Here is a 23748-nt window from a genome sequence, read left to right on the forward strand (position 1 = left end):
GTGTTGAGAGCTTGTATCTTTGTATGTACGTAACATATTTTTGGTGTTGAGAGCTTGTATCTTTGTATGTACGTAACATATTTTTGGTGTTGAGAGCTTGTATCTTTGTATGTACGTAACATATTTTTGGTGTTGAGGGTTATATCTTTGCATGTACGTGACATATTCTTGGTGTTTTATTTATTTGTAGGGCTATATTCGTCGTATTTTATGGGAAGTTATTAAAAATAGGTCTATGTGAGCATATTTTATATGAGCTACATTACATATTTTTGGTGTGTACTCTTAATAACACCAAAAATATGTAATATGCTTTTTAATATGGAATATCTAAATTATCTATAGTCAGTTTATTCGCAATATCAATTTCTTCTTTGCTGGATGCTTGTTCTGCGCGGTTATTACGCCTTTCAATCAAGGTTGTAGCTATTTTATTAGATAGCTCCTCATTACCAGTGTAATTGTATGCAGAAAGTAACAGTTTAAGTTCTGCAGTTGATAATTTTTTACCATTGCCTTCAGACTTTAATTGCTGCCTTTTAAGCTCTAGCTTTTTAATAGTTGCAATAGCATCGCGTTCATTAAATTCCTCAATATTGCCTTTTGTTATCCAACTCATAAGGAATTTGATAGCTATGATTTTGTTGCCTTGTTTTTTTAATTCGTAGCCAACTTCACCATTAGCACTTTCATAAAATAATAGCTCTTTATTTGTTGTCGGATTGGCCTTGAGAATATCAATGCTGCTTCTAATGCATCTCTGCATAAAAACCCCATTATTTTTAAAAGATAATTTATCTGATTTTAAATTCCCTTTTTCATCATATAGACCAAATAAACCTTTTAGTTCATCAAGCTTAATCAAGTGCATTTCGTAGCCGGGCTCTTTAAACCTACTAAGTATTTCATAGAGTCGCTTTGCGTATTCCTGTTTTATGCATAAAAAGCTTGTGGTATTGATCAGCGCAAATCCTTGCTTATACTCTATAAACTCAGACTTCAGAAGATCATTAGGTATCATTGTAAATGTGCGGTTTTTATAGCTTATATTTTTAAATATTGGTTTATAGTCAAATTCAATTTCACCATTACCATCTTCAGTTTTTATACCAACGCTATATCGTGATAGCCGCATAGCTACAGGGTTAAGGTATGTCGCTATATGTTTTGGCGCTATATTGAGCCAATTGGAGAGCTGAGATGCTGAAAACTCGTATTTAGGGGTTGTTCCAACCCAATCACTTTCTTTCATAGTTGCAATCATGAGTGCAAATATATCTGCTTCACGGGCAGATAAATCTTGGCGACTAAATACTATCTGATGGCTCTTTTTTATGTGTTTAGGAAGAGAATCCCTTGAAACTACTTTCTTTTTCTCATCGATGCTCATTTCTTCTTCCAATGTCGAGACTGTATTTGCTAGTTGATGACATATTCTTGGTGTTTTTACTAGATTACACATATTAGACATTAAAATATACTCTCTAATTAGCTTATATTTCGATGATGAGGGGAGCTTGTATTTCAATAGTCATTTTTTAAAATAACGATAAAAATATTCCTCAAGTTGTATTTTACCTACAATCCCTATTTGCCAACACCTACGGCTTCTTTTTTGGTAATTATTCAATGTGAATAACTCAAATTATAAAACTAAAACAAAAAATCAAATACCTCTAAAATACATGGACAACTCAAAAAACAAGGGATACACTTGTTTTAAATAAAAAGGGATTCATCTATGACCATTGAAAAGACTACTCACATTTTTCAAGATTTAAAGGAAGGCGCTGATCGCTATATAAAAAGACGCAATCAGAGGCTTTTAGTAAATCATCGTAAGGAGCTTAGAAGTTTTACGCGAGCTGAAGCATCTATATATTTAGATATTGATGTAAAAACTTTAGATAGGTATTGCGCTTCACTGGGTATTGACCCACGTAGACACGAAGATGCACAGTGGTCAATTGACATCGAAGAAATTTATAAAGTAAGAGATTCGCTCTCTGTTGAATTACGTAAAGAACCTAAGTTCAAACGTAGTGATAAGCAGAAAGCACAGATTATAGTGATTCAGAATCAAAAAGGTGGTGTTGGTAAAACAGTGTCAAGTGCAACAATAGGTTCAGGACTAGCTACTGAGTTTCATCAAGAGTATCGCGTAGGCCTTATTGATATGGATGGACAAGCTACACTATCAATGTATTACGCCCCTGAATCAGCACAAGAAGGTTGTTTATCTGTAGGCGATCTGATCATGGGAAACTATGAATTAGACGAAAATGAAACTAAAAAAGAAGCTATTTCAAGTGCCTTTTTACCTACTACAATTCCAAACCTCCGTATTTTACCTGCCTCACAATCAGATCGTGGTATTGAGGGGTGGTTTCATGAAGGCGTATTTAATAAGTCTCTAAGTTCGCCCTACTCTATTTTGAGTAAGATTTTAAATGAAGTTGAAGATGAATTCGATATTATCATAATAGATACCCCTCCATCATTAGGCTATGCAACGTATAACGCTTACTACGCCGCAACCAGTGTACTTTTCCCACTATCAATTACAGAAAATGACATAGATGCAACGTGTTCTTATTTTTCATATATACCGCAAGTCTGGGGATTATTGAATAATGCGAAGCATCAGGGGTATGACTTCATGAAAATACTTATTACAAATCATAAAGACAGTTCAACAACAACGGAGTTACTCAATAGCCTTAATGATAGCTTTTCACCTTATTTATACTCTAAAGAATTTAAAAATGGTGAAGCTGTAAGGCAGGCATCATCTTTATTATCAACGGTGTTTGATATGTCTAAAAGTGAGTACCCAAAAAGTAAAATGTCATACCAAGTGGCACAGCAAAATGCTTATGAAGTAACAAGTCAACTACAGCGCGATATTGTAAATGTATGGCGTAAGCAAGAGCAGGAGCAGGAGTAAAATCATGGCTAGAAAACGTGGAATAAGATCACCACTTGGCAATGCAGTCGGAGCGCAAGATGCAATCGAGTCAGGACAGAAAAGTAATATAGAGTCGCTTGCAAAGCAATTAAAAGCAGAGATCACTGGTTCTAAATTATCACTAATGGATGTATTACAAACCCATCTAGGGATAAGTAATGTTGGAGAGAGTGTATCCTGGAAGTTAAAATCAGGAAAAATAGCGCAATTTGTTCCTATTACATTAAGTTATCAGCAAGTTAAAGAGCTTACTTCGGTCACATTTGAAGTGAATGGTCGAGATCAATCTGGTCTAACCAAAGAATCTCTTCAAGATCTAGACTCATTATGTATACAACAATATTACCCAGCTATAGGCCGAAGAGTTAATGGCGTAATTGATCTGCTAGATGGCTCCAGGCGTAGAGCTAGGTTTTTGCTTGAAGCAGGTAAAATTAACTCATTTAAAATATTAGTCACAGATGACGATATTAGCTCTGGTGACGCTAAAGCATTAGCTAAGCAGCTGCAAGTTAGTAAAGAGCACAACTTACGTGAAATTGGTATGCGTTGTCAGTTAGAAAGTCAGCTTTATGAAAAAAAATATAATAAAAAACTCACGCAATCTGAATTAGCTGAAGAAATGGGCTTAAGCCAAGCCAAGGTAAGTAAGGCGCTAACTGCTGCCTCTATCGATAGTGCTATTATTGAGCTGTTTCCGGATATTTCTTTATTGTCACACTCAGACTACAAAGTATTAAATACAGTACAAAAAACGTTAGGTGAAAACGTAAATGAATTTATAAAGGATATAGAAAGCAATATAATTAATATCAATAGTGAATTAGTTCAAGACGATTATAAAGAAGCTATATTAAAAATAGTTACAGACGCTATTAAAACATACAAACCTAAGCCAACCGAGCAGGCTATCGTTACTCCACTTGCAAATTTTAGCAAAAAGAATACCTATGCACGTAAGCGCGTTAAAGGTAGAAAATTCGCTTATGAGTTTTCACAGCTAACAAAAGAAGTACAAGATACTTTAGACCAGGCTATTGCTAAAGTGTTGCAAGACTCGCTTTAATAATAAAGGTATTCAGTCATAGCTAATTTATGAGTGAATACCTTTTAGGTTCCTCAACGGAGATTTTGTTTTAAGTTATTGTTTTTAAGGTTTTTAGTGTTTTTTATTTGTAGTTATTCAGGCTGAATAAATCAACTGTATCTAGCCTGACTCACGCTCATATATCTGCTGGGTTGATATTAAAAAGTTAAAACTAAACTAAAGTATGAAACCAAGATAATAAAGTTTAGAGTTTTCTGGGCTAGTTTTTCGGCCGCTATGTGTCATGAGCAGTCATAGCGATGGCACGTAGCGAGTTTTAACTGTCCGTTATGTAACCATAACGGTCATTAAAGACTTATAATAAATAGCAGTACCAATTGTAAAACATTTTCAAATATGAGGTTCGGCACTCGCTACTTTACTTCTAAACAAATTTCGCCAAGCATTAGGTGTTGTATCAAATCGCTGCTTAAAGTGTTTACGAAATATTTGTTCTGAGCTAAACCCTGCCTGTTCTGATATATGGGTAATAGACAGGGCCGTTGACTCAAGTAACTCTTGGCTACGATTTAGACGCAAATTATTCAGCCATAGTTTGAAACTTATTCCTTGGTTAGCTTTAAAATAGCGACTAAAGCTTCGAATACTCATAGCACAATATGAAGGTAAGCGCGTAATTAACCCCACATACCAATGTTAATGGTACCTATGCATAATTACCTCAGCATATTAACCTGAGATAATTATGAAAAAACAACAAAAAATAAAGTACTGGAAAGACATTTTTGAGCAGCAAGAATCTAGCGCGTTAACTACCATTCAATTTTGTCGTGATAACAACATTAACCCATCCACTTTCTATGCTTGGCGTAAACGCCTTGCTAGCGAAATACCACCGGCTAAAAAGCAACAGGTGATCCCCTTTGTTATTCATGAGCAAGCCTTTACACAACCCTCAATGATTAAGCTCACCACACTAAACGGCTACCAATTAGATTTCGAGTCGACATTAGCGCACCAAGCACTAGCCAAATTATTGAGCGTACTGTGAAACCTTGCACCCACCAAGTTTACTTGGTCACGGGGGTCACTGACATGTGAAAATCAATCAATGGCCTGAGTATTATTGTCAGCGATACCCTATCACTCGATCCTTTAAGCCAAGCATGGTTCGTTTTTTGTAATAAACAACGCGATAAATTAAAAATTTTATTTTGGGATACCAACGGTTTTTGGCTTTATTATCGTCGTTTAGAGCAAGGGCGATTTCAATGGCCCAAAGAGACTAATGAACACACGGCTATGGGGATTGAGCAACGCCAATTACAATGGTTACTATCGGGGCTACCAGTCAGTAATCAAACTCGGCACCTGGCTTTATCGGGGTTATCGGTGATGTAAATTAACCAGATCGTTTTTTTTACTTGAACGATCTTTCCCCTGTGTCATGCTATCAACATGCCAGACACTATTCTCATCACCGAACTCCAAAATCAGCTTGCACTTATGCAGGCTAAGCTTGACGCTTTACAAGAAGATAAGGTTGAAATGCAAGCGCGGATTGACCACTTGCTTGCTGAGCTTAAGTTAAGTAAATCGCAAAAATACGGCAAGAAAAGTGAAAAAGCCCCGCGAGGTACCTTCAACGAAGCTGAGCAGCATAAATCCACAGAGCCGCCTAAACATCATAAAAAAGGTAAGCAAACATTAGCGGCGCATTTTGAGCGCGAAGAAGTTGAGCACAGGTTAATGGTACTTGATTGCCCATGCTGTGGTGAACAACTGCACCATTGCGGTAGTGAAGATTATTCCGGCGAAAGTGAGTGTCATTAAGCACAAGCAATTTAAATATGCTTGCAGACATTGCGAGCACGAACAACTGACCAGTAAAATAATCACCGCGCCTAAACCCAAGCAGCCTATTCCTGGCAGCATTGCGAGTCCAGAAGCGTTAGCGGCGGTTGTTACGGGCAAATACTGTGATGCCTTACCGCTTTATCGTTTAGTTGACATACTGGGTCGCTGGGTCGTGGCGGTCTTGAGCTATCTCGCGGAACGTTAGCTAATTGGTGCATTAAAGCGGGTCTGCTTATCAAGCCATTAGTAGCAGCTATGCAGCGCCACTTGCTTGGTGAGCATAGCTTGTGTGCTGATGAAACCCGTACACAAGTGTTAGATGAAGGTGAAAACCCTAGCAGCAATTCTTACATGTGGGTTTATCGCAGCAATGAAGCCAGCGATGAGCCTGTGGTTATTTACGACTATCAGGCGGGTCGCAGCCGCGCTTGCGCAGAAGAATTTCTCGCGGGTTATCAAGGGTATTTACAATGCGATGGTTATAGTGTTTATGACGGTATTGAAGGCATTATTCCTGTGGGCTGTTGGGCACACGCTAGACGTAAATATGACGAAGCTTTAAAAGCAGAATCAAAAAACAAAGGTCGTGCTCATAAAGCCATTAGCTTTATCAGCCAATTATATAAACTGGAAACCCACGCTAAAAAAAAAGTTATCTCCTCAAGCGCGGTATCAACTGCGTCAAGAAAAAGCCTTACCGATATTATTACAATTCAAAGCATGGCTTGATGAAGCCAGTGATAAAGTCACTGCGGGAAGTTATATTGGCAAAGCGATAAAATACAATCTCAACCAGTGGCATAAACTTATTAGATACGTTGAAGATTGCCATTTAGGCATTGATAATAATATTACCGAGCGAGATATCCGGCCGTTTACTACCGGTAGAAAAAACTGGTTATTCTCAAAATCGGTTAATGGTGCTCAGGCCAGCGCGATACTTTATAGTATTGTGATGACCTGCCGCGCCAATGACATCAACACTTATTACTACTTTCTGCATTTATTTAAAACGTTGCCGAGCAGAGATGTGGGTGATGATGACTTTACCGACTTAATGCCGTGGAATGTGCAGCTAGACTTTGATTATAGCTAAGCGCACTGCTTAAATGCGCGCTTACTTATCGTCTCCTGAGACTGTAAAGCTTACAGTTCCGAATCCAACCTCAGCGGCTCGTATGATCTTCTTAGCCATTTGAATACTCCTAAATTTATAGTTCACGCAAATAATACACTTCAGTTTTTAAAGCAGAAAATTTTAGGGAAACCCAAAATCATACTTGTAAAGTTTCAATCAGCATGTTTCGCATACAAGAAATATAAAGGCTCAAAAGTGACATGAAAATGACATAAAACTACACACATCTAAAATTAACTTTCAACTCAATCACTCGGAGCTAAAAAGTGATACAAAAAGGCCTGAAAATGGTAAGCCAATACGTAGCAGCATGCACACGGCAGTAAAGGGTCTAAAAGTGACATTAATCGGTCGGTTTTCGGTAAATACGCAGAATTGTTTGCATTAAAGCTGGCAGTACCTAGTCTGGTGATTGAAAGTAATTGATGTACTAAATTGAAGTGTGGGGAAGCGTTTTAATTTCAGCTTACTCAAACTTATTAAGTATTACACTTATCAATAGCTCTAATTAATAAGTGGGCCTTTATGAAAGTGCCCCTAATAGGACGTTCGATAAACACAGCTAAAAAATAAACTGCCCCCAATTAATGGGGCGTATAATTCACGCCCAAATAGGTGCTTGTTATCCTAATACTTAAGCACATCCAGCCCCTTAACTCCGCTACAAATCTAAAGCTCACATGAAACACATTATACAAAGCTGCCCCCAATTAATGGGGCGAATAAACTTTCCCGCCCCTTTAGGGGCGCTATTTTAGAACACACTTAATTAAAATTGAAAACTGCCCCCAATTAATTGGTTCTAAATTAAATTAGCGCCCCTATAGGGGCGTTTTAGATTACTAATCTAATATCCCGTAGTTACGTTCAAAACAACAAAACATTAACTAAGAAAATCTCCCCTATTAATTGGGGGCAGTTTGGCGGTACTCACCTATAAGGGGCAGTTTTCACAAAGCGCCCCCAATTAGATTTTTGGGCATATTAAAAACTCACCGGTAGGTGGTAGAAAGTTACAACATGCATTTTGACCCTCTGTATTTTTTCAATCTTTGAAGCTCGTGAGTGAAAATAGAAAAATTGTAGATACAAGAGGCCTAATCAATGAATAACGACGTTTTGGAAATTATTGAATATTTAACTTCTAAAAAGGATGAGCTAGCTTCACAACTTGAATCACTGGTTGATGAATACTGGGTTACATGGCGAGATACCAATAGGAACATTATATCTCAAAGCGGCAATCCAGACTCAGTTGCCCGCGTAGGCGCAGTGGCTCCAAGTATTCGTGTATACGCTACCAAGGCACATGATCGAATAATTTTAAGATGGCGAATTTACGAAAACAGCTGGGCGCGCCTCAATGCGGCCAAGCAAGATAAGCAGACCCTTCGTTATGCTAAAGAAATTAAGCGCAATAAAGATGGCACCACCAGCCGTTTCAAATTAACTAAAGAAGCAGTGAGCTGGGAAGTAGAACAGATTGATAGGTTTCTAAGTGAAGCAGAACCAGTAATAACCTTGATTAATAGCATTCACCAAAGCTTAAAGCTGTTAAATAAATTAAATACTAAAGCAACAACGGAGTTATAAAATGACGAATAAAACACAAAAAGCAAAATCGTTAACACCTGAAATAAAGACTCAAGCCCAACAAAGAGCAGTTACTAAGCATTCAGGTAGAATGAAAACCATCACTACCACTATCAAGTACAAGACTGATCACACTCATTCTTTTTTAAATCAACCACCAGCGTAAAGGGCAGCCTTGGCGAAACTCTACTAGCTCACAAATTTAAAGTGCATGGTAATCGTGAATACATAAACATCAACCTTAAAGACCTAGCTCAAGCGAGCGATTCTAATAAATCCAATATAAACGGTGTTCGCATAAGCAAGCTAATCCAAGATTTAAAAATAAATTACAGTAACGAAGTTCAGATTATAGATATTAAGACATTCACTATAAAAGCTCACATACAAGATGTGTCAACTAAAGAGGTGTTCAAGTGAGTAGCAAGTACAACAGAACTGATGGGCGATATGTTGAGTTTTTATCATTTGAGCCGAAAAACTCCGTCCTTTAGCTCTTTCTAGTTAAAACAATGTAAGGTTTTAGCGCAACGCGCTAACAATAGAGCTTGAACCTTACAAAAGCACTGTGTATCTTGTAAGGTATGAAAGAGATAGCGGTTAAACAACGGTTCTACCCAACACCTGAGCAAGTAACCTTACTTGAACAGACGTTTGGCTGTACGCGTTTTGTTTACAACTCTATTCTTCGTTGGCGTACTGATGCTTACTACAATGAGCAAATCAAGATTAACTACAGCAAAGCATCAAGCTATCTAACTGAACTCAAGAAAAACCCTGAGTTCCCTTGGCTTAATGATGTTTCTAGCGTTCCTTTGCAGCAAGCAATCAGAAACCAACAAACTGCTTTTAAGAACTTCTTTGAGGGTCGAGCTAAATACCCAACTTTCAAAAAGAAGCGCTCGAAACAAAGCGCACAACTAACCAAAGCAGCATTCAGATATACTGATTGTCAACAACAACCGAAAAGTGATCCACTCCACCATTTGAATAATGATCCACTATTTATTAAGGTTTTCCATTAACCCTGCTTGTTTCTTTTCTTTGATTCTATAACTTTCTCCCTTAATTTGAACAATGTGTGGTGTAAAATTCTATCTAACATCGCTGATGTTAACGCTGTATCATTCGCAAAAATGCTTCCCCATTGTCCAAATGGGAGATTACTTGTGAGTATTATTGCTCCTTTTTCATAACGCTTTGCAATGACGTCAAATAATAACTTGGATTCTTGAGCACTAAACGGTAAATAACCTATTTCATCAATTATTAGTAGCCTGGGTGCCAACACTGACCGCTGCATCACTTGTTTATACTTATCTTGTCGTTGAGCGGTGGTTAATTGTAATATTAAATCAGACGCGCTAATAAAGCGGGTTTTCAAGCCTGCTTGCACTGCCTTGTAACCTAGCGCACTAGCAATATGTGTTTTGCCTACACCAGATGGCCCGAGCAGAACAATGTTTTCTTTTCGTTCAATAAACGAGAGTGTGGCAAGCTCGTTAACCTGTTTTTTGGGCACACCAGTGGCAAACGTAAAGTCAAACTCCTCGAGCGATTTTAATGACGGAAACCCAGCCATACGTGTAAACATAACCTGTTTACGTTGATGCCGGTGCTTCTGCTCGCTTTGCAGTATGCGCTCTAGAAACTGTAAATAATCCCATTCTTCTTTTGCTGCTTGCTGTGCTAGCGCTGTCGCGTTCGTTTCAACACCAGCGAGTTGAAGCTCCTCTGTTAGCTCATGCAAACGTGCTAATTGTAAGTTCATAAAGCCTCCGAAAACTGCGCGTAAATGTTTAAATCATGATGTAACGGTTGAGTTTCAAAGGACATATCAAATAAAGGCATGCTCACTTCTGCCGGCTGTGGTGGTGCAACAGGTTGGAGCGGGGGTAAAGATTGCAGGTATGTTTGCTCTTCTTTTAATCTATCTGCGGGTTTTACTTTTATTGTGTCGTGAATGCGCTGGTTAGCAACCGTATTTAACCAGTTAATGACTTCAACATTGGCAGTTTCAACGTCCAAAGTAAGTTCAAGGGCAGATAATTTAGTGGCCAATGGCTGATAAAAGTTATCGCGCACATAGCGTACCATTCGCTCTACTTTACCTTTTGTTTGCGGGCGGTAGGGTTTACATAGCTTTGGAATGAACCCCATTTCTTTACTAAATTGGTAAAAGTGCTGATTAAAGCGGTGCTTACCCTCACCGTAAGCATCACGCTCTATTACAACGGTTTTCATATTGTCATACCATATTTGCTGTGGAATGCCTTGAAAATACTCAAAGGCTTGGCGATGACATGCTTCGAGCGTTTCATAGCGCATGTTGTCAGTAATCGCGACAAACAATGCACGGCTATAGCCTAAAACAGCGACAAAGGCATGCAGAGGTGACTTTCCTCCGCGCATTTGACCCCAATCAACTTGCATTTGTTTACCTGCTTCTGTTTCAAAGCGAATAATGGGTTGGGGTTCAACGCTACCTCGATATTGATGCAGGTATTGACGTAGTAACGATATTTCTCCGGTATAGCCTTGCTCTTTAATTTCTCTCAGCAAAACAACGGCTGATAAGTGTATTGGAGCAGCTTTAGCTAACCGAGAATGCAAATACGGTTTAAAGGCCTCTAATTTTGAAATACCCGTTTTACGAGTAGCATAATGCGGCTCGTCAAAATCACCTTGAAGGTATTTTTTAACGGTGTTACGCGATATGCCTAACTGTTTAGCAATGGCTCGTTGAGACATGCCTTGCATGGCTAAGACTTTTATTTTCATGAACTCTTCTTTTGAAATCATGGTGCTTACCGAAAAGCACCAGTGTTAAGTTAACTGGATCAGATTTCAATTGTTGAAGTGGATCATTTTTGCATTGCTGGTAACACTGATGGTCAGTTGTTCATGGCTAAATCTAAGCAACCTATAAATGTTCGTTGGTCGCGAGAGCTGCCTAGCGAACCAACCACCATTACAATTAGCAAAGACAGTGCGGGTCGCTACTTTGTATCTTGTCTGTGTCGCTTCGAGCCAAAACCACTATCGATTAGTAAAAATACAGTCGGTATTGATTTAGGTTTGACTGACCTTGTTATTGCCTCCAACGGTTTCAAGTCTGGAAATCCCCGTCACACCAAGCGTTACGCTAGTAAACTAGCTAAGACTCAACGTGTGCTATCGAAGAAGAAGAAAGGTTCTTCTAACTTCCACAAAGCCAGAAAGAAAGTCGCTCGCGTTCAAGCAAAGATTGCTGATTGTCGTCACGACTTCACCCACAAACTGACTTCCCAATTGATAAACGATAATCAAGTGATTAGCTGTGAAAGTCTGAGCGTAAAAAACATGGTCAAGAATCGAAAACTTGCTAAAGCAATTAGCGATGCCAACTGGGGCGAGTTCGTGCGCCAACTTACCTACAAAGCTGAGTGGTACGGTCGAACTGTAGTTAAGATTGATAAGTGGTATCCAAGCTCTAAACGCTGTAATTGCTGCGGTTACGTTGTCGATCCCTTGCCGTTACATATCCGCAAATGGTCGTGTCCTCAATGCTCTAGCGAGCTAGACCGCGACATAAATGCGGCACTGAATATTAAAGCTGTCGGGCAGACAGTGTTAGCCTGTGGAGCGTAAATAAGACTTTAGATTCTTTTGAATTTAAAGCGATACGCTATGAAACAGGAATCCCCCTCCTTTCCCGACTTGTCGGGCGCGAAGCGAGGTGGGGGAGGATGTCAATTAGTTGCTGAATGACTCTATTGATAGTCAGGTTGTTGAACAACGTGGGTTAGAGATATTTTTGGAGCCTGTAACGGGTTCTGTGTAACTACCCGTTTTTAGACTTTAAATATGTTTACTGAGGTGTTCCTCAAATTCAATGATAAAACGACTCATTGCATTACGCCAGTCTCGAATTGGCATCGTCCATTTTTTCGATGCCTCTTTTATTGCCAAATAAATCATTTTTCTTGCAGAATCGTCATTTGGAAACAGCTTACGGTTTTTAATCGCTCGGCGAATAACGCTGTTGAGTGATTCAATGGCATTCGTTGTTTAAATGGCTTTTCGTACCACTACACAGCACCGTATTTACGCACGTAAAATTAAGAAATCTTTTTAAACAGCATCATAGCCGACTAAGATATCTGTCATCATAATCATTAAAGCAGAGTAACTTGCTCCCGTAACATACCAAGCTTCTGGATCAACAACATGAATATGCTTATTTTTCCAGGCTTTCGTTTTACGTAGTAATGGGTTATCTAAATTCTGATAACTTATTGTTGATTTACCCTCCATAACGGCCGTTCTATCAATGACGTAAATAATGTCAGGATCATATTTATAAATAAACTCATGGGAAATAGGTTGTCCATGGGAACCCGCTTCAACGGAAGGGCTTGCAGACTTCATACCTAGTGCACTATAAATAAATCCATAGCGTGATTGTGGGCCAAAAAACCGTAATGCACCATTGTTGTGCAGGATTATCATTGCAGTTTCAGAACGGTTTTCAATTTTCGTTCGTGTGCTTTGTATTTTGACTTCTAATTTATCAACAACCTGATTCGCTCTAACTTGTTTGTTAAAGATCTTCCCCACAGAGAGTATATGCTCTTCAATTTTTTTAATTTGGTCATCACTACTTTGCATATAGTTAACCTCTGAATACAAGGTCGGTGCTAATTTAGAGAGTGCTTGGTAATGGTTTGCTTGTAATGATGAAATTAAGATTAAATCAGGTTTGAGTGCATAGATTCGCTCTAAGTTAGGCTGCACAATTGCGCCTAAATCTTGAATGTCCGGGTCTTTTTCAAAATTAGCTAAAAAATGAGGAACAAAGTCTTTTGGCATACCTGCTATTGGGATATGTAATTGCGCTAAAGTATCAACTTCATTCATATCTAAAGCAATAACCTTTTTAGGTATCGAATTAATTACGCTCGTTCCTAAACTATGGGTAATTTTAATTGCTTCAAATTGGCGGTCTTGCTCTATAACCTGCTTATTGTTTTCAGTAACTGGATCACATCCACTGAGAATTATAAATAATATTAATAAAAGTAATTGATTTATTTGTAGGGTCATCGACTTTGCTCTGTTGTTAAATTAAAGTAATTACAAATAGTCCCTGTTTTGCTCTGCAAAACCTCTATATTAAGTTCATATAAGTCGCGTAAATTATCTTCAGTAATAACATGATTTATAGAGCCACAGCTGTGAATTTTGCCGTTTTTCATGGCGACTAAATGATCTGAATAGTTCGCTGCAAAATTAATATCATGTACGACTAAAACTATTGTTCGTTGTTGTTCGTCACATAGCCGCCTTAATGCGTTCATAATGTGCGCGCCATGTTTCATATCTAAATTATTGAGTGGTTCATCAAGTAATAAATACGGTGTTTGTTGGGCAATTGTCATCGCTAAAAAGGCCATTTGCCGCTGCCCACCACTTAACTCATCTATATAGGCATTTCTAAGAGAAGTTAAAGATAGAAAATCCAATGCTTCATCGATAACCCGTTCATCTAGTTTCGTAAGCGCACCTCGGTTATGAGGAAACCGACCAAACGCGACAAGTTCTCGTACCTTTATTTTCAAATCAAAATGGGGCGTTTGCCTCAATGTTGCGACTTGCAACGCATACTGGCGTAAAGGTGTTGTGCAAATATTTTTATTATTTAGCTCTATACCTCCCGATGTTTGTGCTAACAGTCGGCCTATCGTCATTAATAGAGTGCTTTTCCCAGCACCATTTGGACCAATCAAGGAACTCACTTTATGTACAGGAAAATCAATATTAATATCATTCAGTACGACTTTATCTTGATACGTTTTATATAAATTTTTTACTGAGATCATAAAGAACTCCGAGGACGAATAATAATGACAAAAAAGTAAATAGCGCAGATCAAATTAACTAAAATACTGACCGTGATACGATAATTAAAAATATGTTCTACCAGTAATTGGGCGACTAAAAAGGATGTGATAGCGATAACTGCCCCCATGAATAAAATTCTTAAATGACGGGCTTTTTTTGCACAGGAATAGGCTAAATTTGCTACAAATACGCCCATAAAAGCAGTAGGGCCTAAAAGGCTTGTTGAAATCGCAACTAAAACTGCAATTAGAGCTAAATTTAATTTTAAAAAGTGTCGAAAATCAATGCCTAATGAGATTGCTTGCTCACGACCTAAAGACAAAATATCAAAATATTTATGTTGCTTTACTAAAGCAATACATACTAGGACTGTTAAGCCAGCTGCGATGCTCAACTGAGTAATATCCACACGATTAAAAGTGGCCTCGCTATAGCTTTGAAAAATTGCAAACTCACCAGGACTGACACTAAATTGAATCAACTGGGTAAAACTACTCAACACAATTGTTACTACCAACCCAACTAAAAGTAAGTGGAACACTTGCTTACGGGTACTTTTAAGCAGCCAATGTTGTAATATAAATGAGTAAGTTATCATCACCAAAATTGATAAAAAAAAGTTTATATTTTTACTTACAACGATTTGACTCGCAGCCCCTAAAACTAAAATAAGTGATGATTGAAATAACAAGTAAATCGCTTCGTACCCCATTACTGCAGGAGTAATAATCCGGTTTTCTGTGATTGTCTGAAAACAAATCGCCGCAAAAGCAACGCAAACACCGCCGACAATAATAGCTCCTAAGCGTATTAAACGATTCGGGATCACATATTGAAAATCAAAACCTGAATCCCAAAATAAAAAAAGCATCAACAAAGTGAAAATACAGGCGTACACACTGATATTAAGAGGCTTCATTGCTGTTTTACTTTCTTTAAAATTAATAGAAACAGTAAACCACCTATACACCCTGAAGTTAGGCCGATAGGTATTTCAAAAGGATAAATTATTAAGCGCCCGATAATGTCACATATGATCAAAAATAAAGCACCGAATAATGCAGATAAAGGCAGTGTTTTTTGGATATTATCGCCATAACGTATAGCAACTAAGTTAGGAATAACAAGGCCAACAAAAGGCAAACTTCCGACCGTTACCATAATGGTCGCAACACATAAAGAAACGATGAATAATGCGATACTCATCATTACAAAATAATTAAGTCCTAAGCTAGTGGCAACACTTTCACCCATGCCTATAATACTAAAACGCTGTGCAAAAACGTAAGCAATAATGACTATCGGTAAAATGAAATAGAGTACTTCATAGTTGCCTTGAATCACTTTAGAAAAATCCCCTAACAACCAAGCCTGCATGTTTTGCATTAAATTATTTTGATAAGCGTAGAAATTAGCGATAGCGCTTAGGACACTGCCATACATCAAACCTATTACAGGTACTAATATAGTGCTTTTTATACGTATTTGACGTAAAAAAAGCACAAAAACCGAGCTGGTTAATAAACAAAAGAGTAAAGCGCTTAGCGCTTTTCCTTGTATACCAAACTCCGGCCACTGAATAACGGCAATAAGTACGCCAAGCTTAGCTGCATCTAACCCGCCTGTTGTGGCAGGTTCCGCAAATTTGTTTTGTACTACTTGCTGTAAAATCACACCACATACGGCCAATCCAGCACCGGCTAGAATTAAAGAAAACAACCGAGGAATACGGCTTGTTAGAACTGTAAACCAAGCATCTTGAGAGCCATTGGTAAGTGCTTGTAATGGAACTTCTGCAACCCCTAAAAAAAGCGAGCTGAAAGCAAATATTAGAGTAATTAATATTAAAAAGAGTAACTGTGATTTAACTGTCATATTTTGTCTTTTAACTGTCACTACTCAACTGGTTACATTGGTCGTGATATTATTTAGCAGCGTCTAACCTTAGTGCTATACCATCTAAAATTAAGTCGCGTTTATTTACCCACCATTGCAACGAACCTGCTTGCATAATGGCTACCATGGCATTGATTGGCTCTGCGCGCTTAGGGTGCAAGTCTGCTTGTTGCTGCCACAACGTAATTAAACGCTCTTTACGCAACAGACCGTTTGCTTCAACTATATCGGTTGACCACCACCCTAAAAAACTATCGCACACCATATCGACCAGTAGATCAACACTCACCACAGCGTCATTAAGGGAGAACCCTTTTTGCTGGAGTCGAATCACAGATTCCGAAAAAGCATGAATGCCTTCAATAGGTGTTACTTTAGCTTGTTGCACTACTTGCGCTAATCCTGGGTGTTGCGCATAAAGTTGCCACAGTGAGTCAGTCAGAATTATAAGTTCTTCACGCCAACTCACATCTGCAGGGGCTTGCCATTGCAAATCCTTTACTGCAATTTCCGCGGCTAACTGAATCACATCATCACGGCTTTTAACATGGTGATACAGTGATGAACGGTCTACTTTTAGCTTCTTCGCAACTCCCATTAAGGTCGCGTCTTGTATACCCATATCAAGCGCTGCTCGTGCAATAATTTCTCGCGAAATTCGATTCGGTCGGCCACGCTGCGCCGTTTTATTATTTGCTTCGTTCATAGATCACTCCTTCATAAAATAAAAAACAGTTTAACGAGGATGCGCTATACAAAAAATGTTTTATTTAAAAACAGTAACAAAGTAATAATAAAAACGAAGGAACTCGCAACTTAAAAATTCATTCTGACACCAATACCCAGCTCTCGTGGTTCAAGTAAATAAGCAGATTCGCTTTGGGTACTTCGGTCAGAAAATTTTGCTAATGGGGCATGTTTATCTAACGCATTTCGGGCATAAATAAACCCTTCGGTCATTTCACTGAACTGATAAGAAGCATTCATGTTCAAAACGGTGTAACCGCTAACTCGTAATTCAGGCTCATTGGTGTCTGATGAATAATAAGAGTCGCTGTAGCGCATATTAATATCCAGTAGTAGCTCATCGGTTATTTTGTAATTTGTGCCTAAATTAAACATATAACCAGGCGCTTTACTGAATTCATTACCAACAAAGGATTCTCCTCTGAAGTCTTCAAATTCACTGATCTCAGTCTCTAATAAACCGATCCCTCCATACAATGACACGCTTTCGCTTGGTGCATACATTGCGTTTAATTCCACACCATAACTACTCGCTTCATCCGCATTAACTATAATAGTGCCAAATGGGCGACCGTCGAGGTAATCAGTGACAGCTCGCTGAGAGTCTTTAAATTGTGTATAAAATACATTGGCATCGATTGTTAGCTTTTTATTAAATAGCTTTGCACGAGTGAATATTTCATAATTCCAAGCGTACTCTTCATCAAAGGTATAATACTCACCGGCACGAAAGTTTAAGCCTGTTCCTCCAGGTATATACCCTTTATTAACCAAAGCCCCGACATTAATAGTGTCATTAATCTTATAAGTTAACGATAATTTAGGCAGTAAAGTGTCAAACGTTTTTTCATAAACATAATATTGATCAGGAGCATAAGTGGCCATACCTTCATGGCTAATAGTATCTTTTTGATAGCGTAATCCGGTGGTCAACTCCCACTTAGCCGTAAAGTGCCAAGCTAACTCACCATAAGCCGCAATACTTTCATGCTCTAGATCCGCGTCCGCTTGACCAAAAGTATTATTCAATATGTTATTTGTTTTATCTTTCCAATAAAAAAGCCCAGCCACTGCTTGGTATTTATTTTGCTCATCTTTGATATTTAGGGTCAATTCATCTGATAGATTCTTATTTGTTCGTATTGCTATACCCGCATAAGGCTCAGCGAAGTTATAATCGTAGTCACCTTCTGAATATTGAGCTTGATTAGACAATGTGATGCCATTATCAAATTCATATTCTAAATCCCATAACCCAACGTTACTGCTACTTACTTGATTATCTTGATACAAAGATGAGTTTTCTAAATTACCGTATGGTGCTGTAACAATTTCATTTCGAGGGCGTTTAACTTCGTTATACGCATAAGTCAACATACTTGATAAACCATCAAAAGCACTTGGCTGCCATAATAACTTGGCACGTAAATCTTTATTTTTAAAGTCTAAATCAAAGTCATGAGCAGTAAACTCAGGGTTTGTGTAAGTGACAAACGTATCCCTTGAGCTATAATCAACCGCTATTCTAGCAGCAAAATCATCACCTAACGGCCCCGATGCAAGAGCTGAAATACGTACTTTATTTTGACTTCCAACTAAACTTTGTAACGCAAATTCAGGTGTAAATGTCGGGGTATTTGTTTTAATAACAACAGCACCGGCAATACTATTGGCGCCTTGAGAGGTGGTTTGTGGTCCACGAAATACCTCAACAGAAGTTACATCCCATAAACCTGCGGCCCCTAGTCCAAGTTCACTTGAAGTTAAATATCTGCCATCAACACTAATTGTTGCACTTGGTACAGGCTTAGATAAATAAGCATTACCATTACTTACAGGCCCCTTGGTGTCAGTACCACGAATGATTGGCGCATCAGTATTACTTGCAAAAGTAATGTTTGCTGTACCTCGTAATATTTCTGATATGGTGGCTTGATCTGCATTCTTTTTAATGTCATCTGCAGTAATAAGTCGTACTGAATTAGCAGTTTCTTTTAAAGTACGCTCAAGCTTTTGACCATAAATAATCACTTTTTCAACACCTTTATTCTCTGCTTCATCATCGTTCGGCATGCTTATTTGTGCAGCAGCACTCCATGAAAAAGATGAGTTTGTTAGAAAAATTAAGCACAAAGCTGATATTATCTGTGAGTAAGTAAACTTATTACTGCGCATTTCTTAACTATCCATTATGTTATTGATAATAATTTTCATTTAGATTACTATCTCCTAAATTATTTATCAACACTTTGTTGATAAATAATTCGAACTTATTTTTTTCGGTTTAAATATCTTATTAAACCAATACTCATTAGCGTTATTTTTAGCGAAAGGTCTGTCATATGTTGTTTAACTTAAAAAAAAGCAATCAGCTTTCTTCGATACTAGCTCCTTCCTTACCCATGCTATTGTTTGGTGCGTTATGTGCCGTATTAGCAGGAGTTTTAGGCTTGCTTGCTATTTGGTGTATTATTCAATTGATTGGCGGAAAAGACTCTGCATATTGGTTAATTTTTGCCAGTTTGTGTTGGTGTGTAAGCGCCCTTTTATTTGCATTATCAGCTTGGATTTCTCATTTTTCAGAAGCGCAATTTTCAGAAAAATTAAGACACAAAGTAGCCTCTCATCTTACAAGACTACCGGCACATCAACTCGCTAATTATAAAAGTGATAACCTAAAACGGCTTTTAGGTGACGATATTACTGCAATGCATCATTTGATAGCTCACTTACCTACTGAAGTAGCAAATTTATTGATTTTACCTTGCCTAACGGTTGCTTTTTTACTCGTAGAGACACGATTAATCGCGTTAGTCGTATTATTACCAGGGCTCATAGCTGCAATATGTTATTTAGTAATTATTCCAAAACTGACAGCGAAACAACAAACTGAACGCTTTGATGTTATGGCTGAAATAACCACGTCACTGAATGAATACAGCAACGGTGTTACAACATATAGAACATATATAACGAACTCAGGCCCGCTAAATCAATTCAAGCATGCCACAAATCACTTTATAAAAAATATCAGCTCTCGTATAAAACGCGTATCTGGTGTTGTGGCTTTTGCAACTTCCATGCTACAAGCGGTTGCAACGTTTACAATTGCATATTCAGTCGGTAGAAATTGGCCAATAGAAGAGCTCGCTTCATTATTGTTTTTTAGCTTAGCAATTGTCACTCCAGCATTAAAGTTAGGTCATGGCTTAGATTATGTCCGCGCAGGAAAGGCCGCAGCAAAACGTATTGAAGATTTCTTACAAACACCTGTAATCCCTTTTGGCCAAAAGACAAATTTAGTGACTGGAAGTGGTTCTTTAATCGTTGAACAGTTGAGTTTACAGATCACGGCGCAATTGATGACACAACGCATTAATTTTGTTGTATCAAGTGGCACTTTGTTGGCCATTAGCGGGGTAAGTGGTATTGGTAAGTCGAGTTTATTACGCGCCCTTTCGGGGTTTGAGCCCTCATATAAAGGAAGAATATTATATCAAGGAGAAGACTGCTCTTCATTAAGCGAGCAAGCATGGTCACGTTTAGCACTGTTATTACCACAACAATTACCTGTGCTTGACGCCAGTGTAAAAGAAAACCTCGCATTAACTCAGCCCAATACAACAGACGAACACTATAATAATGCGTTAGAACAAGCGCAATTACCTATCTCATTATCACACAGTGCTAGCTTACTCTCTGGTGGTGAAAAGCAACGCCTACATTTAGCACGTGTATTTTTAAGCAAAGCTAAAGTTATTTTATTAGATGAACCAACCAGCGCATTAGATGAAAAAACAGCAATGCGCTGTATTAAGCAATTAAAAAGCTACGCGCAAACCCAACAAAAAATCATCATCATGGTCACTCACGATCATACTCTTGCGGCGCAAGCCAACGAACATCTTTACATGACAAAAGACACCCTATGCGGAGAAAAGCTATGAGTTTATACGCTGTGTTGAAAGATCACGCATTTAAAAAACTAATTCCCGTTTCACTCGGTTGGTGCGCTGTCGCTCTACTGGAATCATTGAGTTATATCGCTATCGCCTGCGCAATCTTAAAACAGTGGCCAAGTGAACTCATCATAATTCTTGGTATACTAACTGTAATTTCGACATCAATGGTCACAAATGCCGGATTTCATACTGGCGCCAAGCTTGCTGGTTCGATTTATAATATAGTTTCAACTATCCTAAGTCGTATTAAAGTAACTTGGTTTACAACTCACAATAGATCACAGTTATTGAAGCTCAACACCCAGCATATACCAGGTTTTATGAGTATTCCCGCGCATCAACTGCAAAATTTTATTCATGCCCCATTAGTACCTATTATTATTACGATTGCTCTATTTTCAATTGTTAATTATCAAGTAGGTTTATTGTTTGCAAGTTTGCTCTGTTTGTCATTATTTTTACAGTATCGTGCTCAGCAAGCTTTAGCAAAAACAGATCAGCAAAGAAATCAAACCGAAGTCGAAGCCACACATGCGGCACTTGAGTTAGTTGAACACCTTGAATTACTACGATCTGCAGGAGGGTGTAAAAATGCAACAGCAAGAGTAGAGCAAGCATGGTCTGCTCAAAGTATTGCGCTATTTAAAACAAATACAGCAGCTGCGCTGGCAACATTTTACTCTGCTATTGCCGCGATATTACCGTGTCTCGGTGCATTATTATTTTTATATTTAACCAGTGTTAAACAACACGAGCTTTATTTCGTCGTCATGCTTTTAGCACTTCGCGCGACCTTCCCAATAGAAGCACTAGCCCTAGCTGCGCTCAGTGTGAACGATCAATATGCTGCATATAAAAATTACCGCGAGATTTTAGCCGCGCCAACATTGCCAGAGCTTGATTCAACACAACAAGTATTAGTCGAAAACTATACGGTCTCGATAGAGGATATTAGTTATCCGCCTATTTTTAATGATTTTTCATGCATTATAAATCAAGGAACGCGGGTTTTAATCAATGGTGCTAGCGGTAAAGGCAAAACCACATTATTGCATTTACTAATGCGTTTTGATGATCCTAAGCACGGTGATGTTAAAATCGGCACAACATCGCTAACAACAATACCACTGTCACAGCGAGCAAGTTTTTTTGCTTATGTACCCCAAGTCCCCGTCATTTTTAGTGGCACAATTGCGAGTAATATTCGAATTAGCAAACCCGATGCAAGTGATCAAGAAGTAGAAAAAATCGCACGGGCAATGATGTTAGGTAATTTACTTGACCGTTCACCATTAGGGATCAATCAAACTGTCGGCGAATATGGAGCAGCGCTTTCTGGCGGTGAACGACAACGTCTGGCACTCTCTCAAGCTATTATCAAAAATGCACCTATTGTTATTCTTGACGAAGCAACATCAGCACTAGACTCTCAAACAGAGGCATCTATTATAAAACAATTACAAGAACTAAAATGCACTTTATTAGTTGTCACCCATAACTCAGGCGATATTTGGAAACCAGAACAAATAATTCATTTGTGATAAAAGTTGAGTCGCATTGTTGGTTGGCTGAATTATTGGCTTAATATATTTTGAAGGCTATATTCACCCGTTAGTTAAATTAGAAAATTATACGCTTCAATCGTTACCCCACCAAAGGAGCCGATAACTTCTGATGCCACTTTATCAGAGCGTATTTTTCTTTGTGATTTAGCATCAAAATCCGTTAAGGCTTTAAGTTTAAGATCGTTACTTTGAATTATGATTATAGGCATTGGTGCTGTTACTGTTTTTATTCCAGCATCAAAGCGTATATTTGCTGCCGGTTGTACGCGAACCTGCCGGCGTATCCTAAGCTGCTCCCCAGGAGTTTGTTTAATTCTATTGATCAATTGCTCAAGAGGTACGCGGTATTCAGGCCCCGATCTATCAAATTCCTCTTCAATTTTAAGTAAAAGGTCTTTTTTAACCGGCTTTGATAGCGAGTCCTTTCTTTGCCAGGCAAAGCGAATTGATTGAATGTTTTGCTCTGAATAACACCGAATATGCCTATATAGGTGCATGGTCATAATACCAGGGCACTCTGCGCGAAGCGCTTCAAACCGGTCTTGCCTTGTTTCATACGTTTGAATGATATGGTTTTCGATATCCGTTTTTGCCGCGTTTATTTTATCCACCAGCTCAGGGATAGTAATGCTTGTTGGGTTTTGGGCAGGGGAGAGCCAAATAACGCCGACAGTGCGCCGCGCTGATTTTTGTGAATAGCCTGGTTGTATGTAAAGGTCTTGGTAGCAGGAAGCCGCGAGTTCAACAGCCTTATGTCCGGTATGTTCTTCTGCTGCAATATATTTAACCGGTTCACTTTCCATTCCCTTTGAGGTGCAGGGTAGTGGGTAGGCAAGGGCGGCCAATGGTTGCGTATGTGTGAGGATTGTATTGAGAGAACGGATATTGTTTTTCAGCTCATCAAATCGATCAGTAATAAAATGCATAGTATGGTTCATTATTTGTTGTGAAAGCACAGAGTACAGTTAATAGCCTAAGACTAGACCATCATGCAATATAATGGAAGTTAACGGGGTTCTAGGGATTTTCCCCTCTAAAGTAACATAAATCGCCATACTCACCATATTTAAAGGCATACAAAGGTGGGTTAC

General features: G+C 38.5%; 22 protein-coding genes and 3 pseudogenes. 13 read left to right on the forward strand and 12 right to left on the reverse strand.

Going from position 1 to position 23748, the window contains the following annotated elements:
• Positions 1-316 precede the first annotated feature (316 nt).
• Positions 317-1390, reverse strand: a complete 1074-nt coding sequence (locus tag CIK86_RS18485; RefSeq protein WP_086998909.1) for a replication initiation protein — start codon at positions 1388-1390, stop codon at positions 317-319.
• A gap of 351 nt (positions 1391-1741) precedes the next feature.
• Between CIK86_RS18485 and CIK86_RS18490 the strand changes: the two genes are divergently transcribed.
• A complete protein-coding gene (locus tag CIK86_RS18490) occupies positions 1742-2947 on the forward strand; it encodes a ParA family protein (protein ID WP_086998901.1) in 1206 nt (401 codons plus the stop codon).
• A 4-nt stretch (positions 2948-2951) separates the two neighbouring features.
• The gene (locus tag CIK86_RS18495; RefSeq protein ID WP_086998898.1) at positions 2952-4034 is read left to right on the forward strand and encodes a ParB family protein; all 1083 of its coding nucleotides are present in this window, start codon (positions 2952-2954) and stop codon (positions 4032-4034) included.
• A gap of 372 nt (positions 4035-4406) precedes the next feature.
• Here the strand turns inward: CIK86_RS18495 and CIK86_RS18500 are convergent, their stop codons facing one another.
• The gene (locus tag CIK86_RS18500; protein ID WP_086998905.1) at positions 4407-4667 is read right to left on the reverse strand and encodes a helix-turn-helix domain-containing protein; all 261 of its coding nucleotides are present in this window, start codon (positions 4665-4667) and stop codon (positions 4407-4409) included.
• A 94-nt stretch (positions 4668-4761) separates the two neighbouring features.
• On the opposite strand from CIK86_RS18500, the gene CIK86_RS18505 reads away from it, so the two are divergent.
• The 8 genes and pseudogenes from CIK86_RS18505 to CIK86_RS18530 all read left to right on the forward strand — a co-directional run bounded on the left by CIK86_RS18505 (position 4762) and on the right by CIK86_RS18530 (position 9629).
• A complete protein-coding gene (locus tag CIK86_RS18505; RefSeq protein WP_086998895.1) occupies positions 4762-5067 on the forward strand; it encodes a hypothetical protein in 306 nt (101 codons plus the stop codon).
• 407 nt (positions 5068-5474) lie between these two features.
• Positions 5475-5849 carry a hypothetical protein gene (locus tag CIK86_RS19455; protein ID WP_254910767.1) on the forward strand — a complete coding sequence of 125 codons (375 nt, stop codon included), beginning with the start codon at positions 5475-5477 and terminating at the stop codon, positions 5847-5849.
• A complete protein-coding gene (locus tag CIK86_RS19460; RefSeq protein ID WP_257010485.1) occupies positions 5836-6078 on the forward strand; it encodes a hypothetical protein in 243 nt (80 codons plus the stop codon). The genes CIK86_RS19455 and CIK86_RS19460 overlap by 14 nt, the downstream gene beginning before the upstream one ends.
• A gap of 11 nt (positions 6079-6089) precedes the next feature.
• A pseudogene (locus CIK86_RS19465) lies at positions 6090-6449 on the forward strand (transposase); the annotation flags it as partial.
• Between the two features lie 10 nt (positions 6450-6459).
• Positions 6460-6969: a transposase gene (locus CIK86_RS19470; protein ID WP_257010486.1), complete on the forward strand. Its 510-nt coding sequence runs from the start codon at positions 6460-6462 to the stop codon at positions 6967-6969.
• Positions 6970-8115: 1146 nt separating this feature from the next.
• Positions 8116-8604 carry a hypothetical protein gene (locus tag CIK86_RS18520; protein WP_086998892.1) on the forward strand — a complete coding sequence of 163 codons (489 nt, stop codon included), beginning with the start codon at positions 8116-8118 and terminating at the stop codon, positions 8602-8604.
• Position 8605: 1 nt separating this feature from the next.
• Positions 8606-8770, forward strand: coding sequence for a hypothetical protein (locus CIK86_RS19270; RefSeq protein ID WP_157696016.1), 165 nt, complete (start codon positions 8606-8608; stop codon positions 8768-8770).
• Positions 8771-9188: 418 nt separating this feature from the next.
• Entirely contained in the window at positions 9189-9629 is a 441-nt protein-coding gene (locus tag CIK86_RS18530; protein ID WP_257010487.1) for a helix-turn-helix domain-containing protein, read from the forward strand.
• Here the strand turns inward: CIK86_RS18530 and istB are convergent.
• Positions 9606-10375, reverse strand: a pseudogene (gene istB, locus CIK86_RS18535) (IS21-like element helper ATPase IstB). The gene CIK86_RS18530 and the pseudogene istB overlap by 24 nt on opposite strands.
• On the reverse strand, positions 10372-11406 hold the full coding sequence (gene istA, locus CIK86_RS18540) for an IS21 family transposase (protein ID WP_096317110.1): 1035 nt from the start codon (positions 11404-11406) through the stop codon (positions 10372-10374). Before istA ends, istB begins: the two are co-directional and overlap by 4 nt.
• Before the next feature lie 57 nt (positions 11407-11463).
• Here istA and CIK86_RS18545 point away from each other — a divergent pair, with 57 nt between their 5' ends.
• Positions 11464-12234, forward strand: coding sequence for a transposase (locus tag CIK86_RS18545; RefSeq protein ID WP_257010488.1), 771 nt, complete (start codon positions 11464-11466; stop codon positions 12232-12234).
• A 210-nt stretch (positions 12235-12444) separates the two neighbouring features.
• Here CIK86_RS18545 and CIK86_RS18550 read toward each other — a convergent pair.
• From CIK86_RS18550 to CIK86_RS18580, 7 genes and pseudogenes are all read right to left on the reverse strand, one after another.
• Positions 12445-12672 (reverse strand): annotated as a pseudogene (locus CIK86_RS18550) (transposase); the annotation flags it as partial.
• A 45-nt stretch (positions 12673-12717) separates the two neighbouring features.
• Positions 12718-13689 (reverse strand): siderophore ABC transporter substrate-binding protein, encoded by a 972-nt coding sequence (locus CIK86_RS18555; RefSeq protein ID WP_086996288.1) that lies wholly within the window; start codon positions 13687-13689, stop codon positions 12718-12720.
• Positions 13686-14465, reverse strand: coding sequence for an ATP-binding cassette domain-containing protein (locus CIK86_RS18560; protein WP_086996291.1), 780 nt, complete (start codon positions 14463-14465; stop codon positions 13686-13688). The genes CIK86_RS18555 and CIK86_RS18560 overlap by 4 nt, the downstream gene beginning before the upstream one ends.
• On the reverse strand, positions 14462-15406 hold the full coding sequence (locus CIK86_RS18565; RefSeq protein ID WP_086996294.1) for an iron chelate uptake ABC transporter family permease subunit: 945 nt from the start codon (positions 15404-15406) through the stop codon (positions 14462-14464). Before CIK86_RS18565 ends, CIK86_RS18560 begins: the two co-directional genes overlap by 4 nt.
• A complete protein-coding gene (locus tag CIK86_RS18570) occupies positions 15403-16362 on the reverse strand; it encodes an iron chelate uptake ABC transporter family permease subunit (protein ID WP_086996297.1) in 960 nt (319 codons plus the stop codon). The genes CIK86_RS18565 and CIK86_RS18570 overlap by 4 nt, the downstream gene beginning before the upstream one ends.
• A gap of 49 nt (positions 16363-16411) precedes the next feature.
• On the reverse strand, positions 16412-17089 hold the full coding sequence (locus CIK86_RS18575; protein ID WP_086996300.1) for a TetR/AcrR family transcriptional regulator C-terminal domain-containing protein: 678 nt from the start codon (positions 17087-17089) through the stop codon (positions 16412-16414).
• 110 nt (positions 17090-17199) lie between these two features.
• On the reverse strand, positions 17200-19305 hold the full coding sequence (locus tag CIK86_RS18580; RefSeq protein ID WP_086996303.1) for a TonB-dependent receptor: 2106 nt from the start codon (positions 19303-19305) through the stop codon (positions 17200-17202).
• 167 nt (positions 19306-19472) lie between these two features.
• Between CIK86_RS18580 and CIK86_RS18585 the strand changes: the two genes are divergently transcribed.
• Both CIK86_RS18585 and CIK86_RS18590 read left to right on the forward strand, forming a co-directional pair.
• Positions 19473-21077, forward strand: a complete 1605-nt coding sequence (locus tag CIK86_RS18585) for an ABC transporter ATP-binding protein (RefSeq protein ID WP_086996306.1) — start codon at positions 19473-19475, stop codon at positions 21075-21077.
• A gap of 335 nt (positions 21078-21412) precedes the next feature.
• Complete coding sequence (locus tag CIK86_RS18590) at positions 21413-22633, forward strand: ABC transporter ATP-binding protein (RefSeq protein ID WP_179300461.1); 1221 nt, start codon at positions 21413-21415, stop codon at positions 22631-22633.
• Between the two features lie 74 nt (positions 22634-22707).
• On the opposite strand, the gene CIK86_RS18595 is transcribed toward CIK86_RS18590, so the two are convergent.
• Positions 22708-23583 carry a DNA replication terminus site-binding protein gene (locus CIK86_RS18595; protein ID WP_086996397.1) on the reverse strand — a complete coding sequence of 292 codons (876 nt, stop codon included), beginning with the start codon at positions 23581-23583 and terminating at the stop codon, positions 22708-22710.
• Positions 23584-23748: the final 165 nt, after the last annotated feature.

Origin of the sequence: Pseudoalteromonas sp. JB197 (assembly GCF_002332205.1) — a bacterium.
In the GTDB taxonomy this organism is placed as follows: Bacteria; Pseudomonadota; Gammaproteobacteria; order Enterobacterales; family Alteromonadaceae; genus Pseudoalteromonas; species Pseudoalteromonas nigrifaciens.

Coding starts and splice junctions, on each gene's coding strand:
- CIK86_RS18500 (WP_086998905.1), bottom strand. CDS start 4,667: ATGAGTATTCGAAGCTTTAGTCGCTATTTTAAAGCTAACCAAGGAATA.
- istA (WP_096317110.1), bottom strand. CDS start 11,406: ATGATTTCAAAAGAAGAGTTCATGAAAATAAAAGTCTTAGCCATGCAA.
- CIK86_RS18575 (WP_086996300.1), bottom strand. CDS start 17,089: ATGAACGAAGCAAATAATAAAACGGCGCAGCGTGGCCGACCGAATCGA.
- CIK86_RS18495 (WP_086998898.1), top strand. CDS start 2,952: ATGGCTAGAAAACGTGGAATAAGATCACCACTTGGCAATGCAGTCGGA.
- CIK86_RS18485 (WP_086998909.1), bottom strand. CDS start 1,390: ATGAGCATCGATGAGAAAAAGAAAGTAGTTTCAAGGGATTCTCTTCCT.
- CIK86_RS19455 (WP_254910767.1), top strand. CDS start 5,475: ATGCCAGACACTATTCTCATCACCGAACTCCAAAATCAGCTTGCACTT.
- CIK86_RS18530 (WP_257010487.1), top strand. CDS start 9,189: ATGAAAGAGATAGCGGTTAAACAACGGTTCTACCCAACACCTGAGCAA.
- CIK86_RS18565 (WP_086996294.1), bottom strand. CDS start 15,406: ATGAAGCCTCTTAATATCAGTGTGTACGCCTGTATTTTCACTTTGTTG.
- CIK86_RS18570 (WP_086996297.1), bottom strand. CDS start 16,362: ATGACAGTTAAATCACAGTTACTCTTTTTAATATTAATTACTCTAATA.
- CIK86_RS18520 (WP_086998892.1), top strand. CDS start 8,116: ATGAATAACGACGTTTTGGAAATTATTGAATATTTAACTTCTAAAAAG.
- CIK86_RS18595 (WP_086996397.1), bottom strand. CDS start 23,583: ATGCATTTTATTACTGATCGATTTGATGAGCTGAAAAACAATATCCGT.
- CIK86_RS18490 (WP_086998901.1), top strand. CDS start 1,742: ATGACCATTGAAAAGACTACTCACATTTTTCAAGATTTAAAGGAAGGC.
- CIK86_RS18560 (WP_086996291.1), bottom strand. CDS start 14,465: ATGATCTCAGTAAAAAATTTATATAAAACGTATCAAGATAAAGTCGTA.
- CIK86_RS19270 (WP_157696016.1), top strand. CDS start 8,606: ATGACGAATAAAACACAAAAAGCAAAATCGTTAACACCTGAAATAAAG.
- CIK86_RS18580 (WP_086996303.1), bottom strand. CDS start 19,305: ATGCGCAGTAATAAGTTTACTTACTCACAGATAATATCAGCTTTGTGC.
- CIK86_RS18505 (WP_086998895.1), top strand. CDS start 4,762: ATGAAAAAACAACAAAAAATAAAGTACTGGAAAGACATTTTTGAGCAG.
- CIK86_RS18585 (WP_086996306.1), top strand. CDS start 19,473: ATGTTGTTTAACTTAAAAAAAAGCAATCAGCTTTCTTCGATACTAGCT.
- CIK86_RS18590 (WP_179300461.1), top strand. CDS start 21,413: ATGAGTATTCCCGCGCATCAACTGCAAAATTTTATTCATGCCCCATTA.
- CIK86_RS18555 (WP_086996288.1), bottom strand. CDS start 13,689: ATGACCCTACAAATAAATCAATTACTTTTATTAATATTATTTATAATT.